This is a genomic window from Streptosporangium sp. NPDC000563 (assembly GCF_040299985.1).
GTDB lineage: Bacteria > Actinomycetota > Actinomycetes > Streptosporangiales > Streptosporangiaceae > Streptosporangium.
Genome location: NZ_JBEPDA010000034.1, coordinates 1 through 15,070 on the forward strand (window position 1 = coordinate 1; position 15,070 = coordinate 15,070).

Below are 15,070 nucleotides of genomic sequence, written 5' to 3' on the forward strand. Positions count from 1 at the left end.
GCTTTCCAGCGGCAGCGCTACTGGCTCGAACCAGACCTGCGGGGAGCGGGAGACGCCACCGGACTGGGGCTCGGCGCGGCCGACCATCCGCTGCTCGGCGCCAGTGTGGCGTTCGCCGATGCCGACGCGACCTTGCTGTCGGGGCAGCTCTCGCTGCGGACCCATCCCTGGCTCGCCGACCACGCGGTCATGGGCACCGTCATCGTGCCGGGCACCGCACTCGTGGAGCTCGCGATCCGGGCCGGTGACGAGGTCGGCCTCGACACCCTGGAAGAGCTGGTGATCGAGACCCCGCTCGTCCTCCCGGAACGCGGTGCGGTACACATCCAGGTCTCCGTCGGAGCGCCGGGGCATGAGAGCCCGCTCGGCGATGAAAGCTCGCTTGACCAAGCACGGCGTCGCCCGGTCGCGGTGTACTCGCGTCCCGCCGAGGCTGGAAGAGAGGCGGAGTGGACACGGCACGCCGCCGGATTCCTCACGGTGGCGCCCAGGGGAGAGGGGGAGGAGAAGGTCTCGCTGGAGGTGTGGCCGCCCGACGGCGCGGCACCCGTAGAGATCGACGACGTCTACCCCGTACTCGCCGAAGCGGGACTGACATACGGGCCCGCCTTCCAGGGACTGAGAGCGGCCTGGCGTACGGAGAAGGAGTTCTTCGCCGAGATCGAGCTGCCCGACCCACAACGGGCTGATGCCGGGCTTTTCGGACTCCACCCCGCCCTGCTCGACGCGGCATTGCACATCGCCGCACACCACGGGCTGCGCCACAGCCCGCCCGGCCAGAACCGTCTGCCCTTCGCCTACGGCGGCGTACGGCTGCACGCCTCGGGTGCGGCGGCGCTGCGCGTCCGGTTGACGCTGCACAGCGAGGAGGAGCTGTCCCTGCACGCCACCGACGCCTCCGGGGCGCCTGTGGCGAGCGTCGACTCCCTCAGAGCCCGGTTGATCTCGGCCGGACAGCTGCGGGCCGTCCGTCCGGCCGAGCGCGACACGTTGTTCCGGATGACCTGGACGGAGGTGGACACCGCGACCTCGCGGGCGGACCAGGCGGAGCAGGAGCCCGATGTCGTCCTCGTCTCCGGGACGGAGTTCGAGTCCGTCGATCTGCCCGGCGCTGTGCACGGCCAGGTGAACCGGGTGCTCGGACTCCTTCAGGAATGGGTGTCCCCTCGGGAGCCCGAGCGGCCGGAGTCGGCGCGGCTCGTCGTCGTGACTCGCGACGCGGTCTCCACGGCGGTGGAGGAGAGCCCTGACCCCGCGACGGCGCCGATCTGGGGACTGGTCGGATCGGCGCAGGCCGAGCATCCCGGCCGGATCGTCGTCGTCGATGTCGCGGACGCCTCACCGGACGCCGTCCACGAAGCGGTCGCCGCCGCGCTCGCCTCCGGTGAACCACGGGTGGCCGTAAGAAACGGGAAGGTACTCGCCCCGCGGCTCGCCCGCGTGTCCGCGCCCGACGGCGAAGGGCGGGAGTGGGATCCCGAGGGAACCGTGCTGATCACCGGCGGCACGGGAGCCTTGGCGGGTGAGCTCGCCCGGCACCTCGTGACCGTACGCGGAGTTCGCCATCTGCTGCTCGTGGGCAGGCGGGGAGTGCGAGCTCCCGGGATCGTCGAGCTCGTCGAGGAACTGGCCGGGTTCGGTGCGCGGGTCACCGTCGCGGCAGCCGACGCGGCCGACAGGGAGGCACTCTCCGAGGTGCTGGCCACGATCCCGAAGGCGCATCCGCTGACGGCGGTCGTCCACACCTCGGGCGTGGTCGACGACGGCCTGCTCACCTCGCTCACGCCGGAACGCGTCGACACCGTACTGCGGCCCAAGGTCGACGCCGCCTGGAACCTGCACGAGCTCACCCGCGACCACGACCTGGCCGCCTTCGTCCTCTACTCCTCCGTCGCGGGAATCCTCGGCGGGCCGGGGCAGGGGAGTTACGCGGCGGCCAACACCTTCCTGGACGCGCTGGCCGCACACCGGCGGGTTCTCGGGCTGCCCGCGCTGTCACTGGCGTGGGGCATGTGGGCGCGGCCGAGCGGTGTCACCGCGCACCTGACCGATGCCGACCGCGCCCGCGCCGCGCGCGCCGGCGTCCGGGCACTGACCACCGCTGAAGGGTTGGCACTCTTCGACGCGGCGCTGCGATTCGACAACCTCCAGCTCGATCTCACCCCTCCCGGTCATGCGCTTCTCGTCCCCGCCCCGCTGGACCTCGCCGCTCTGCGGGCGGGCGGAGCGCAACCGCCTTCGCTGCTGCGTGGCCTGGTCCGGTCGCCGCGCCGAGCGTCCAGGGCTTCCGCGGTCACCGGTCCCGCGCTGGCCCACCGCCTGGCCAGGGTGCCCGAGGAACAGAGGGCGCGGGTCGTGCTCGACGTGGTCACGGCGGAGGTGGCGGCGGTCCTCGGCACGCCGGCCGAGGCAGTCGCGGCCGACCGCCCGTTCAACGATCTCGGTCTGGACTCGCTCACCGCCGTCGAGCTGCGCAACCGGCTCGACACGCTGACCGGCCTGCGGTTGCCCGCGACGGTCACCTTCGACCATTCCACGCCCGATGCCCTCACCGGCTACCTGCTGCCCGAGCTCGCGAGAGCCTCCGCGACCGGCGATCCGTCCGATTCCGCTGACCCCGCGCGGGCCGGGGGAAGTACGGCGGTGCGGCAGGGGCCGCTGTCCGACCTCTATCGACAGCTGTGCGGGCAAAGTGAGTTCGCCGCCGCCGCCGAACTGATCGGCGTGGTCTCCCACCTGCGGTCGAGCTTCGGAACGACAGAGGCCGCCGAGCACGTCGTCGCGCCGCTCCTGCTGGCCTCCGGCGACGCGCCGATCACGCTGGTCTGCTTCCCCGCCGTCAGCGCCATCTCCGGCCCGCACGAGTACGCCCGGTTCGGCCATGCCATGCGCGGCGAGCGAGATGTTCACGTGGTGCCCTCACCCGGGTACGCGCCGGACGATCTCCTTCCCGACAGTGAGGAGACGTTCATCCGGATGCACGCCGACACCGTGGAAAAACTGGTCGGTGACGGCCCGTTCGTGATCCTCGGCCGTTCCATGGGCGGGTGCATCGCGCACTCGGTGGCGGCCGAGCTGGAGAGCCGCGGCACCCCGGCGGCCGGGCTCGTCCTGATCGACTCCTACCCGATCGAGAGCCCGACGCTGGAGGGCATGCGCGACTGGTGGCTGGCCGCGATGCTCACCGGGATGGTGGAGCGCATCGAGCGCTACCAGATGGTCTGGAGCGACGCGAGCCTCACCACCATGGGCGCCTACGGCCGGATCCTGGCCGATTGGCAGCCCAAGCCCATCGACGCCAGGACCTTGGTCGTCCGGGCGCGGGAGCCGTTGCGGGGCACCGTCGTCGACCCTACGGGGCGGCTCGACTGGCGGGCGTTCTGGCCGTTGCCGCACGAGACCGTCGACGTGCCCGGTGACCATTTCACGGTGCTCGAAGAGCACTCGGAGACGACGGTGGCGGCGGTCCGCGAGTGGATCGACGCGCTCGTCCCCACCGGAGAGTTCGCGGTATCCGAAAGCTCCACAGGGCCCGCCGACTCCACGAAGTCCACGCAGTCCACAGAGAAGAGGAACGCATGAGTGTTCAGGTCGTGATCGTCACCGGTGCCGCGTCCGGCATCGGGAGAGCGACCGCGGAGCTGTTCGCCGACAGGGGGGCCAGGGTCGTCGCCGTCGATGTGGCGGGGGAGCAGCTGGAAAAGCTGTCCGCCATCCACGGTGTCGTCCCGCTCGTCGGCGACGTGTCCACGGAGGAGACCAACGCCGCCATGGTCGACCTCGCCGTCCGCGAGTTCGGGCGGTTGGACGCGGTCGTGCTCAACGCCGGGATCGGTGGCGCGGGCCCCCTGGAGTCGCCGGGCGCCATCGACCGATTCGACCGGATCCTCGCCGTCAACGTGCGGGGTGTGGCGCTGGGCATCAGGGTCTCGCTGCCGGCTCTACGCGCGGCGGGTGGCGGCTCGATCGTGGCGACCTCGTCGGTCTCGGGACTCGGAGGCGACCCGGCCACCTGGGCGTACAACGCCTCCAAGGCGGCGGTGATCAACCTGGTGCGCGGTGCGGCGATCGACTACGCCGTGGAGAACATCAGGGTCAACGCCATCGCGCCCGGAGGGACGGCGACCGCGATGACCGCGGGCGTGCTGTCACACCCCACCCTCGGGCCGGCCGTGACCGGCCGCATCCCGCAGCACCGCTGGGCGGATCCGCGCGAGCAGGCGGAGGTCATCTGGTTTTTGACCTCGCCCGCGGCGTCATACGTCACCGGCGTCACCATCCCCGTCGACGGCGGCCTCAGCGCCAACAACGGCATCCTCCTTCCGCCCGCCTTCCCCGGCGACGCACCCAGATAGGAGTTCCGAGATGAGCACGGAAACGAACACCGGCACGAACCCCCGTACGAGCACCGAGACGAGCACCGAGACGAGCACGGAGGCGAACAAGGAGGTCGCCCGGCGCCTCTACGAGGAGTTGATCACCCTGCGACGCCCGGAGTTGCTGGAGGAGATCATCGCCGAGGACGCCGTCGACGAGACGGTCCCGCCCGGAGCAGGGCCCGGCGGGAGGGAGGACTTCCGCGAGCACATCCAAGGTGTCTGGCAGACCGTCGAGAACGTGAAGGCCACCGTCACCGACCTGGTCGCGGAAGGCGACCGGGTGGTGGTCTTCTGGCGGATCGAGGGTGTCCACCGCGCCCCGCTGTTCGGCGCCCCCGCGAGCGGACGGCATTTTATTGGAAACAGCATCAGCCGGATAACGTTCAGGGACGGAAAGATCGTGCGCTACAACGTTCTTCCTGACCGCCTCGGTATCCTTCAGCAGATTTCCTGAGCGGGCGGCGATAAATGGATGAATTATCACTGGAGGACGTTTCCGGCATTCGCGGGACGCTCGCGTTGTTCTCCCATGTCTTCGACAACGCGGAGGTCGACGACCTCGGCGGGGTCTTCACCGCCGACGCCGTGATCGAGCTGAGAAGGGGAGCGGGACGCGTCGTGCGCGGGCTGCCCGCGATCGGGGAGTTCGCTCTAAGCCTGAGGCCGTACGGACCTGACCACCAGACTCTCGACACGCACATCTTCGTGGACGACGACGGTGTCGTCCGCGCGAGGAGCCGCTATCTCGCCGTGCTTCCCGACGGGAGCGTGCACAACGGCGATTATCTCGACGTCCTGCAGCGCACGCCGGAGGGGTGGCGCATCGAGCTACGCGTATCCGTCCCCCGATATCCGCTGGCCGAAGGTGTTTCCCACTAGGGGTTGACTGGGGTGTTTCCACCGCGCCCCCAGGCTTAACCTTTCGGCGAAAGTAGATTTTCCTCGTTCTATTACCAACCCGCCGGAGCGGTGAAATGCACGTGTTCACAATATTCGGGCTGTCGCGAATCAAACTCGGTGCGGTGGCGGGAGCCATGCTCCTGCTGGCCGCGTGCGGCTCCCCTGCCACCTCTTCCGGCGGTACGAGTGACAAGAGCGGGGTGACCGGCTCGGCGTCGGAGGCTCCCGTCAAGGGAGGGTCGCTGACCTTCGCCGCCGACACCGAGCCGGTCTCCTTCGACATCCACGTCAGCTCGCAGGACATCACGGGGGCGATCCTCCGTAACGTCTTCGACTCGCTGATCGCCGAGGACGCCTCGGGTACGTTCCACCCGTGGCTCGCCGAGTCGTGGGAGGTCGCGCCCGACCTGAAGAGCTACACCTTCCGCCTGAGAAGGGGGGTCACGTTCCATGACGGCACCCCCTTCGACGCCGAGGCGGTGAAGGTCAACTTCGATCGCATCGCCGACCCCGCGACCAAGTCGCAGCTCGCCTCCAACCTTCTGGGCCCGTACACCGGGACCACGGTCGTCGACCCGCACACGGTGAAGGTCGAGTTCTCCGCGCCCTTCGCCCCCTTCCTCCAGGCCGCGAGCACGGCCTATCTCGGCTTCTACTCGCCGAAGACGATCGCGGCCAACGCGGCCACGCTCGGCTCCGGCGGACCGGTCGGAGTCGGTACGGGGCCGTTCGTGTTCACCGCCTACACCAAGGGTCAGGAAGCGGTCCTGACCAGGAACGACGCCTACGCCTGGGCGCCGAAGACCGGCGGTCACACCGGGCCGGCCTACCTCGACAAGCTGACCGTCCGCTTCCTGCCGGAGGCCTCGGTCCGGGTCGGTTCGCTGAACAGCCGCCAGATCGACGTCGCCGCGGCGATCCCCCCGGCCAATGCGAAGACGGTCGAGGCCAACACCAACCTCTCACTCCTCAAGACCGACTACCCCGGCGGGAACTACAGCATCTATCTGAACACCTCCAAGCCGCCTCTCAACGACGAGAAGGTCCGCAAGGCCCTCCAGCGGGGAATCGACATCGACACGAACGTCAAGGCACTCTACTTCGGCCAGTTCAAGAGGGCGTGGAGCCCGCTGGCGCCGACCACCCCCGGCTACAACGCGGCGCTGGAGAACAGCTGGCCCTACGACCCGGTGCTCGCCGGCAAGCTGCTCGACGAGGCCGGCTGGACCGGCAGGGACGCGGACGGCTACCGCACCAAGGACGGCAAACGCCTCATCATCGACTGGCCGCTGCTGCCCGCCCAGTACGTGCGTGACCAGCGTGACATCCTCGGCCAGGCGTTCCAGGCCGACCTCAAGAAGATCGGCGTCGAGGTCCTCCGCCCCCAGGCCGACATCGGCACCTACCTCGAACGGGTCTACGGAGGCAAGGCCGACCTGGCCGACTACAGCTGGTCGCGTTTCGAACCGGACGTGCTGTGGCTCCTCTTCAACGGCGCCAGCAAGCCCCAGAAGGGCGGCCAGAACGCCACGTTCCTCAACGACCCCGACCTGACCGCCTGGACCGACCAGGGCCGGGCCACCCTCGACGAGACCGTCAGGAAGGACGTGTACGGCAAGACCCAGCAGCGCGCCGTCGATCTCGCACTGGTGATCCCCGTCTACACCCAGTCGCAGGTGCTCGGCCTGGGCAAGCAGGTGCGCGGGCTCACGCTCGACGCCAACGCCTGGCCGCTGTTCTACGACGTGTGGCTCGGCAAGACGGCGCAGTGAAGACTCCCGCCAAAGCGGTGACCGGCAAAGCAGTGCCCACTCCTGCCGAGGTGGCGCCCTCCGAGACGTCCGCTGCCGGAGCCACTCTCCCCGGAACGACCCCCGCCGAAGCGGTGATCGCTCCCGGGAAGGGGGAGAAGGCCGGAAAGGCGAGCAAGGGCAGGCGGAGCCGCGCGGTGAGGGCCTTCGCGAGGCGGCTGGCAGCGGGGATCGCGGTGCTCTACGGCGCCGCGACCCTCGCCTTCATCGCCCTCCAGCTCATCCCGGGAGATCCCGTCGCGACCTTGCTGGGACCGGCGACCACGGCCTCTGAGGAGGTGCGGGAGCGCATCAGGGCCGAGTTCGGGTTCGACCGGCCGGTGCTCCTGCAGTATGTCGGCTACCTGGGCAGGGTGGTCACCGGCGATCTGGGATCGTCCTACCAGCTCCAGCGGCCGGTCTGGCAACTGATCGGCGACCAGCTCGGCGCCACCGTGCAGCTCGCAGTGGCCGCGACCGTCCTCGCCGTCCTGATCGCGCTGGTCTCCGCGGTGACGACGGCCGGGAGACGGCGGGGGGTGCGGGCCGTGGCGACGGCCTGGGAACTGGTGGCCGTCTCGCTGCCCTCGTACTGGCTGGGCATCCTGCTGCTGACCGCGTTCTCCTTCCAGCTGCAGATCTTCCCCGTCGTCGGCGCGCAGGACCTGGCGGCCCTGGTGCTGCCCGCGCTCACACTGGCCCTGCCGATCGCCGGTGTCCTCGCGCAGGTGCTGCGCGAGGGGCTTGAGGCCGCGCTGGCGCAGCCGTTCGCGATCACCGCCAGGGCGCGGGGCCTGAGCCAGACGGCGGTCCGGCTGCGCCACGCGCTGCGGCACGCGGCGGTACAGCTCGCCACCCTCACGGGATGGCTCGTCGGGACGCTGCTCGGCGGCGCGGTCCTGGTGGAGACGGTCTTCGGCCGGTCGGGCATCGGCGCACTCACCCTGCAGGCGGTGGGCAACAAGGACATGCCGGTGGTGATGGGCGTGGTGCTGCTGTCGGCGTTCGTGTTCGTCCTCATCTCCACCGCCGTCGATCTCCTGTACGCGGTCATCGACCCGCGGCTACGGGCCGGGTGATCGCGTGTCCGTGACCCCCGTGCTCGCCGGCCTCCCCGTCCGTACCTCCGTCCGCTCGCGGCTCGCCCTCGCCGCCCGGCGCCGGTCACCGGTGGTCGCCTGGGCCGTGCTCGTCCCCATCCTGGTGGCCGCCCTCGCGCCCGAGGCGCTGACCGCGTCCTCGCCGATCACCATCGATCCCGTCAACGCCCTGCTGCCGCCCGGTGGCGAGCACTGGTTCGGCACGGACCAGCTCGGCCGCGACCTGTTCACCCGGGTCGTCCACGGCGCGCGCCCTTCCCTGCTCCTCGGCCTGGGCGCGACCTGCCTCGCCGTCGCGGGGGGAGCGGTGTTCGGCCTCGTCGCCGCGCTGGGCGGGCGTGCGGCGGACCAGGCCGTCATGCGTGTGGCCGACATCCTGCTCTCGCTGCCCCAGCTCCTGGTCGCACTGCTCGTGATCACCGTCCTGGGAGGCGGGACCGCCAACGTCGTCCTCGCCATCGCCGTCGCCTTCGCCCCCGGATACGCGCGGATCGTCCGCGCCGAGGCCCTGGTGGTGCGCAGGTCGGGGTACGTCGAGGCGGCCCGCGGACTCGGGCTGCGGCGATCGACGCTGATCGCGCGGCACATCCTGCCCAACGCCCTGGGCCCGCTGCTGGTGCTGGCCACCGTCGGCTTCGGCACGGCGCTCATCGCCGGATCCGGGCTGAGCTTCCTCGGCTTCGGCACCCAGCCGCCCGCGCCGGAGTGGGGGGCGATGCTCTCTGAGGGCCGCGACTTCCTGCAGACGGCGTGGTGGATCGGGCTGTTCCCCGGGGCCGCCGTCACCGCCACGGTGATCGCGGTGAATGTGATCGGCCGTTCCGCCCAGAGCCGCTTCACCAGGAGGACACCGTGACCGTCTCGCGACGCTCACCGGCAGGAGGTCGCGACCGCCTTCTGGTGCCCTCCCGCGAAGAGGACGCCGTGATCGTGGTCGAGGGCCTCGACGTCGTCTTCCACCTCGGCGGCGAGCGGATCCACGCGGTACGGGACGTGTCGTTCACGATCGCGCCCGGCGAGTGCCTCGCCATCGTCGGAGAGTCGGGCTCCGGCAAGAGTGTCACCGCGCGTACCCTCGTCGGCCTGGCCGGTGACCGGGCGTCGGTCAGCGCCCGCGAGCTCACCTTCGAGGGCGAGGACCTGTCGTCCCTGACCGAGTCGGGCTGGCGCGCGGTCCGGGGCCGCCGGATCGGCCTGGTGCTCCAGGACGCGCTGGTGTCGCTGGACCCGCTCCGGCCCGTCGGAGCCGAGGTCGCCGAGACACTGCGCGTCCACAGGGTCGTGGACCGGGCGGGCATCGGCGAGCGGGTGCTCTCGCTCCTGGCCGACGTGGGCATCCCCGACGCGGACCGGCGCGCGCGCCAGTACCCGCACGAGCTCTCCGGCGGTCTGCGGCAGCGGGCGCTCATCGCGTCCGTGCTCGCCGCCGGGCCGCGACTGCTCGTGGCCGACGAACCCACCACCGCGCTGGACGTCACCGTGCAGGCGCAGATCCTCGCGCTGCTGCGCGGGCTGAAGGAGAACGGCACCGCCCTGCTGCTGATCAGTCACGACCTGGCCGTCGTGACCGGGCTCGCCGACCGGATCGCCGTCATGTACGGCGGGCTGATCGTCGAGGAGGGCCCGGCGGCCCAGGTTCTCGGCGCCCCCCGGCATCCGTACACCCGTGCGCTCATCGCCGCCGTGCCCGCCGCCCACGCCAAAGGGACGCCGCTGTCGGCCGTCACGGCCGCCGGGCCCGCGCCGGGACCGGACGGATGCCCCTACGCCGCCCGCTGCGCGCACGCCGACCAGCAGTGCCGAGACAAGCTTCCCGACCCTGTCGAGATCGGGGCGGGGCATCGGGCACTGTGCTGGTATCCCTCCTCACACACTCCCGAGCCCCGCCCCGATCTCGCTCGGCTCACCGCGGCGCGGCGGGAAGCGCGCGAGGAAGGACAGGCGGGGGAGGTGGTGCTGGCGGCCGAGGGTGTCTCCAAACGGTTCCGTACCCCGGGCGGAGGCCGGCACGACGCGGTAAGGGACGTGTCGTTCCACCTCAGGGCGGGGGAGACGCTGGGCGTGGTCGGTGAGTCCGGATCGGGCAAGACGACGGCGGCCCGCATCGCACTCGGCCTGCTGGAACCCGACGAGGGCGTCGTACGGCTCGGCGGTGAACGCTGGAGCGGCCTGCCCGAGCGCGAGCGCAGAACGAGGCGGCGCCGGATCCAGGCCGTCTACCAGGATCCGCTCGGCTCGTTCGACCCCCGCCACACGGTCGAGCGCGTCGTCGGCGAGGCGGTGGCCCTGACCGGTGCTCGGCGCGAGGAGCGTCGCCGCAGGATCGCCGAACTGCTCGACCAGGTCGGTCTGCCGACGACGACGATGGGGCGCCATCCGCGCGAGCTGTCCGGCGGACAGCGGCAGAGGGTCGCGATCGCCCGGGCACTCGCCCCGTCCCCCGAGGTGATCGTCTGTGACGAGCCCGTGTCGGCGCTCGACGTCTCGATCCAGGCGCAGATCCTCGACCTGCTCGCCGACCTGCAGCGCGACCTGGCGGTGGCGATGCTGTTCATCTCGCACGACCTGGGCGTCATCCACCACGTCAGCGACCGGATCGCGGTGATGAAAGACGGGCGGATCGTCGAGACGGGAGACGTCGCGGAGGTGTTCGCCACCCCCGCGGAGCCGTACACCAGGGAGCTGCTCGCCGCGGTCCCCACCCTCGTACCGGAAAGGAACCGACGATGACGATCACCACCGAGGTGGCGCCGGATCACCGGTCCCCACTCCTCAGGCTGGCCCGGCTGCTGGACGAGGGGTCGGTGATCCCGGCGCACGAACCCGACGGCAGCGGTGTCACCGCGGCGCGCGGACGGATCGGCGGATCGCCGGTGCCGGCGTACTGCACCGACGCCACCACGATGGGCGGCGCACTGGGCATGGACGGCGCGCTGCGGATCGTTCAGACGATCGACGAGGCCGTCGTGCGGCGGTGGCCGGTGGTCGGGTTGTGGCACTCGGGCGGCGCCCGCCTGGCCGACGGGGTGGAGTCCATGGACGGCGTGGGGCGCATGTTCCAGGCGATGATCCGCGCCTCGGGGCGGATCCCGCAGGTCTCGGTGGTGCTGGGGCCGGCGGCGGGCGCGGCGGCGTACGGGCCGGCGCTCACCGACATCGTGATCATGTCGGAGGAGGCCCGGGTGTTCGTCACCGGACCCGACGTCGTCCACACCGTCACCGGCGAGCGGATCGACATGGAAGGACTCGGCGGGCCGCAGGTGCACTCCCGCAAGTCGGGCGTGGTCCACGTGGTGGCCGAGTCGGAGTCCGCCGCCTACCTCCGGGCCCGCCGCATCACCGGCCTGCTGGCGCGTCCCGGCGCGTTCGACCCGCAGGAGGCCGCCGACGACGACCCCGGCCTGGCCGGGCTGCTCCCCGCGGAACCGCGCCGCGCCTACGACGTACGGCCCCTGCTGCGACGGCTTCTCGACGGTGGCGGCGACGCGCTGGAGGAGCTCCAGCCGAGATGGGCGCCCAACATGGTGATCGGCCTCGGCCGGCTGGGCGGTCGAGCCGTCGGCGTCGTCGCCAACAACCCGCTGCGCAAGGGCGGCTGCCTGGACTCCCTCAGCGCCGAGAAGGCCGCCCGGTTCGTCCGCACCTGCGATGCCTTCGGGCTTCCCCTCCTCGTGATCGTCGACGTTCCCGGCTACCTTCCCGGCGTGGGGCAGGAATGGGACGGGGTCGTACGACGGGGCGCCAAGCTGCTGCACGCCTTCGGCGAGGCCGTGGTGCCCCGGGTCACGCTCGTCACCCGCAAGTCCTACGGGGGCGCCTACATCGCGATGAACTCCCGCTCCCTCGGCGCCGACGCCGTCTTCGCGTGGCCGGGCGCCGAGGTCGCCGTGATGGCGGCGGAACCGGCGGTCAACGTCCTGCACCGCAAGAAGCTCGCCGCGGCCCCCGACACCGAGCGGGAAGCGCTGCGCGGCGCGCTCGTCGAGGAGCACCGCCGGGTGGCGGGCGGCGTCGACCGCGCGCTCTCCCTCGGCGTGATCGACGAGGTCATCGAGCCCGCCCGCACCCGGCGGCGACTGGTGGAGGCCTTCGCCGCACTCCCCGAATCCCGAGGGCGGCACGGGAACATCCCGCTGTGACCGGGAAGATCCCTCGCGGCACCGGGCCTTTCCCAGCGGGCGGGAGAATCCTCGGGAAGCCTAAGGAAAAAGACGCGGCGCCAGGTCAGGTCGACGGCACCCTCCCGTAGGCGCCGAGCACCCGGAGGGCACGCAGGGTCTCCACCCCCCGGTACTCCAGGGTGGCGGCCGCGCCGGGAGGCTCCCAGGTGATGGCCCATCCTCCGTCGGGCCGCTGGTCGGCGGCGAGCCGGTCGAGGTGGCCTTCGATCACGTCGTCGGAGAACAACCGGCGCCAGCGGCTGCCGGGATGGGGAGCCAGATGCAGAGGGCTGACCCCGTACTCCGGGTCGGCGGGGTCGCTCCGATACCACTTCAGCTGCGGGAGCCACTCGCCCACCCGCTCGGCGAGGCGTTCGGCCCGGTCGCGGTCCGGGACGTGTTCGAGGAACACGAGCGTCTCGGACATGGCGTGCGCGTCGTCGGGGAAGCCCTTCTCCAGCGCCGACCAGCACCAGTCGGTGGCCCGGGTGAGCCATGGATGCTCCACGCCCATTTCGTGCAGCAGTCCGGCCAGCCCGGCGGTGGGGTTCAGCCCCGGCGCGTAGGTCCAGTCCGACCAGTGCGCGGCCCTGGGGGAGGCCTCCATGACCGGCAGGGAGAGGGGAACCGCCCCATCGGGTGCGGCGACCGTCGCGAGCCAGTCGCACGCGTGCGACACCATCGGGTCGGTCCCGGGCACACCGGCCGCCGACAACGTCTGGAACGCGACCTCCACGTCGATGGGCAGGCTCTCGGGGCAGCGCTTGTCGGGTTCGAGGCCGTGACCGAAGCCGCCGTCCTCGTTGCGGTAGCCGCGCAGGGCGTCCACCACTCCGGTGACGGGCGCCGCCTGGAAAAGCGTGGCGAACAGGCGGCGTTCGAGCAGGCGTCCCTCACGGAGGATGAAGGCCGAAGCGGCGTCAAGGATGTTGTCACTCATGCCATCCGATGATGGCCGGTACTCGCCGGGGCTGTCTTGTAAGAATCGGACGCGGGCCCGCCGGGGCGAGGCCGGTGACGTGTTCGCCGACGACTTCGACCGCTCCCGACCCGTCATCGTGCGCGGCGGTCGCGGTCCGGCTGCCAGAGGGGTTCGTCGGACTCCCGGACCTCCCCGTCGGCACCGAAGATCAGGAAGCGGTCGAAGTCGTCGGTGAACCACCGGTCGTGGGTGACGGCGAGCACGGTGCCGGAGAAGGAGGCGAGGCCGTCCTGGAGCGCCTGCGCGCCGGCCAGGTCGAGGTTGTCGGTCGGCTCGTCGAGCAGCAGCAGGGTGGCTCCCGACAGTTCGAGCAGCAGGATCTGCAGGCGTGCCTGCTGCCCGCCGGAAAGGGTATCGAAGAGCTGCCGACCGGCGGGGGCGAGCTCGTAGCGGGCGAGGGAGGCCATCGCGTCGTTGAGCGTGAGCGATCCGGCGGCCGTGACGATGCCGGCGGGAGTCCGTCCGGCCAGGTCGGGCCGGGCGTGCGTCTGGACGAAGTAGCCGGGTACGACCCTGGCCCCGAGTTCCACGGTGCCCCGGTGGTGTACCGGGTCCGGCGGCGTGGACGTGGGGGAGGGGGCGCCGGCCCCCGATTCGGCGAGCAGCCGCAGGAAGTGGGACTTGCCGGAGCCGTTCGGGCCGAGGATCGCGACCCGCTCTCCGTAGTGGATCTCGACGTCGAACGGCTTCGTCAGGCCGGTGAGCTCCAGGCGGGTGCAGGTGAGCGCGCGCTTGCCGGTACGGCCCCCGCTCAGGCGCATCCGGACGTTCTGCTCCTTGGGTGCGCTCTCGGGCGGTCCCGCCTCCTCGAACCTGCCCAGCCGGGTCTGGGCGGCCCGGTAGGCGGAGGCGACGGCGTCGTTGTTGGTCGCCTTCTGGCGCAGGGTGTGGACCAGTTTCCTGAGGCGGGCGTGCTCCTCGTCCCAGCGGCGGCGGCGTTCGTGCAGGCGCCCGTTGCGGTCGAGGCGGGCCTGGGCGTAGGTGGCGAAGCCGCCGCCGTGGGTCCACACCCCGCGTGACTCCACGGTGATGACGCGGGTCGCGGTGTTGGCGATCAGCCTGCGGTCGTGGGAGACGAGCAGGACGGTTTTCCTGGTGGCCCCCAGCTGCTCCTCCAGCCACTGCTTGCCGGAGACGTCCAGGTAGTTGTCCGGCTCGTCGAGCAGCAGGACCTGGTCGGGGCCGCGCAGGAGAGCCTCCAGCGCGAGCCTTTTCTGCTCCCCGCCCGACAGTGTGCCGACGTCGCGGTCCGCGACGTGCTCGTAGTCGGCACCCATCGCCGAGGTGGTGCAGGCGCTCCAGGTGACCTCGATGTCGTAGCCGCCGGCGTCGGCGTAGTCGCCGAGGGCGCGGGCGTAGGCGAGCTGGGTCTCCTCCAGGTCACGCTCACCCATCGCGCGCTCGGCCCGCTCCAACTCGGCGGTCGCGGCGCGCACGCGCTGCGGGGCCACCGACAGCAGCAGCTCGCGTACCGTCCGACCTCCGCGGATGCCCCCGATGAACTGGCGCATCACACCGAGCCCGCCGGAGGCGATGATCCGCCCGGAAGAGGGGTGGAGGTCGCCGGCGATCAGTCGTATCAGGGTGGTCTTTCCCGCTCCGTTGGGGCCGACCAGCGCCGCGGTGACGCCGTCGCCCACGCGAAAGGACACCTCGTTGAGCAGCAGCCGTCCGTCCGGCAGCACGTAGGTGAGCTCGTCGGCCTCGACATGTCCCACGGTGGCGTCTCCTCGAAGGTGGCGGTTCTCGGCGCGTTGTA

General features: G+C 71.3%; 11 protein-coding genes. 9 read left to right on the top strand and 2 right to left on the bottom strand.

Going from position 1 to position 15,070, the window contains the following annotated elements; translation table 11 throughout:
- From ABT352_RS37840 to ABT352_RS37880, 9 genes are all read left to right on the top strand, one after another.
- On the top strand, positions 1-3,582 hold a 3,582-nt coding region (locus tag ABT352_RS37840; RefSeq protein ID WP_350949860.1), incomplete at its 5' end, for a type I polyketide synthase.
- On the top strand, positions 3,579-4,355 hold the full coding sequence (locus tag ABT352_RS37845) for an SDR family NAD(P)-dependent oxidoreductase (protein ID WP_350949861.1): 777 nt from the start codon (positions 3,579-3,581) through the stop codon (positions 4,353-4,355). The genes ABT352_RS37840 and ABT352_RS37845, both read left to right, overlap by 4 nt.
- A gap of 10 nt (positions 4,356-4,365) precedes the next feature.
- On the top strand, positions 4,366-4,833 hold the full coding sequence (locus tag ABT352_RS37850; protein WP_350949862.1) for an ester cyclase: 468 nt from the start codon (positions 4,366-4,368) through the stop codon (positions 4,831-4,833).
- Between the two features lie 14 nt (positions 4,834-4,847).
- On the top strand, positions 4,848-5,258 hold the full coding sequence (locus ABT352_RS37855; protein ID WP_350949863.1) for a nuclear transport factor 2 family protein: 411 nt from the start codon (positions 4,848-4,850) through the stop codon (positions 5,256-5,258).
- A 101-nt stretch (positions 5,259-5,359) separates the two neighbouring features.
- On the top strand, positions 5,360-7,051 hold the full coding sequence (locus tag ABT352_RS37860; RefSeq protein WP_350949864.1) for an ABC transporter substrate-binding protein: 1,692 nt from the start codon (positions 5,360-5,362) through the stop codon (positions 7,049-7,051).
- Positions 7,052-7,068: 17 nt separating this feature from the next.
- A complete protein-coding gene (locus ABT352_RS37865) occupies positions 7,069-8,148 on the top strand; it encodes an ABC transporter permease (RefSeq protein WP_350949865.1) in 1,080 nt (359 codons plus the stop codon).
- Between the two features lie 4 nt (positions 8,149-8,152).
- The gene (locus ABT352_RS37870; RefSeq protein ID WP_350949866.1) at positions 8,153-9,025 is read left to right on the top strand and encodes an ABC transporter permease; all 873 of its coding nucleotides are present in this window, start codon (positions 8,153-8,155) and stop codon (positions 9,023-9,025) included.
- Complete coding sequence (locus tag ABT352_RS37875; protein WP_350949867.1) at positions 9,022-10,899, top strand: dipeptide ABC transporter ATP-binding protein; 1,878 nt, start codon at positions 9,022-9,024, stop codon at positions 10,897-10,899. Before ABT352_RS37870 ends, ABT352_RS37875 begins: the two co-directional genes overlap by 4 nt.
- Positions 10,896-12,308 (top strand): acyl-CoA carboxylase subunit beta, encoded by a 1,413-nt coding sequence (locus ABT352_RS37880; protein ID WP_350949868.1) that lies wholly within the window; start codon positions 10,896-10,898, stop codon positions 12,306-12,308. The genes ABT352_RS37875 and ABT352_RS37880 overlap by 4 nt, the downstream gene beginning before the upstream one ends.
- A gap of 85 nt (positions 12,309-12,393) precedes the next feature.
- On the opposite strand, the gene ABT352_RS37885 is transcribed toward ABT352_RS37880, so the two are convergent.
- Positions 12,394-13,269, bottom strand: a complete 876-nt coding sequence (locus ABT352_RS37885) for a hypothetical protein (RefSeq protein WP_350949869.1) — start codon at positions 13,267-13,269, stop codon at positions 12,394-12,396.
- Positions 13,270-13,382: 113 nt separating this feature from the next.
- Positions 13,383-15,029, bottom strand: coding sequence for an ABC-F family ATP-binding cassette domain-containing protein (locus ABT352_RS37890; RefSeq protein ID WP_350949870.1), 1,647 nt, complete (start codon positions 15,027-15,029; stop codon positions 13,383-13,385).
- Positions 15,030-15,070: the final 41 nt, after the last annotated feature.

What these genes read in the sequence shown, in the direction of transcription:
- ABT352_RS37845 (WP_350949861.1), top strand. Translation starts at nt 3,579, where the DNA reads ATGAGTGTTCAGGTCGTGATCGTCACCGGTGCCGCGTCCGGCATCGGG.
- ABT352_RS37850 (WP_350949862.1), top strand. Translation starts at nt 4,366, where the DNA reads ATGAGCACGGAAACGAACACCGGCACGAACCCCCGTACGAGCACCGAG.
- ABT352_RS37855 (WP_350949863.1), top strand. Translation starts at nt 4,848, where the DNA reads ATGGATGAATTATCACTGGAGGACGTTTCCGGCATTCGCGGGACGCTC.
- ABT352_RS37880 (WP_350949868.1), top strand. Translation starts at nt 10,896, where the DNA reads ATGACGATCACCACCGAGGTGGCGCCGGATCACCGGTCCCCACTCCTC.
- ABT352_RS37885 (WP_350949869.1), bottom strand. Translation starts at nt 13,269, where the DNA reads ATGAGTGACAACATCCTTGACGCCGCTTCGGCCTTCATCCTCCGTGAG.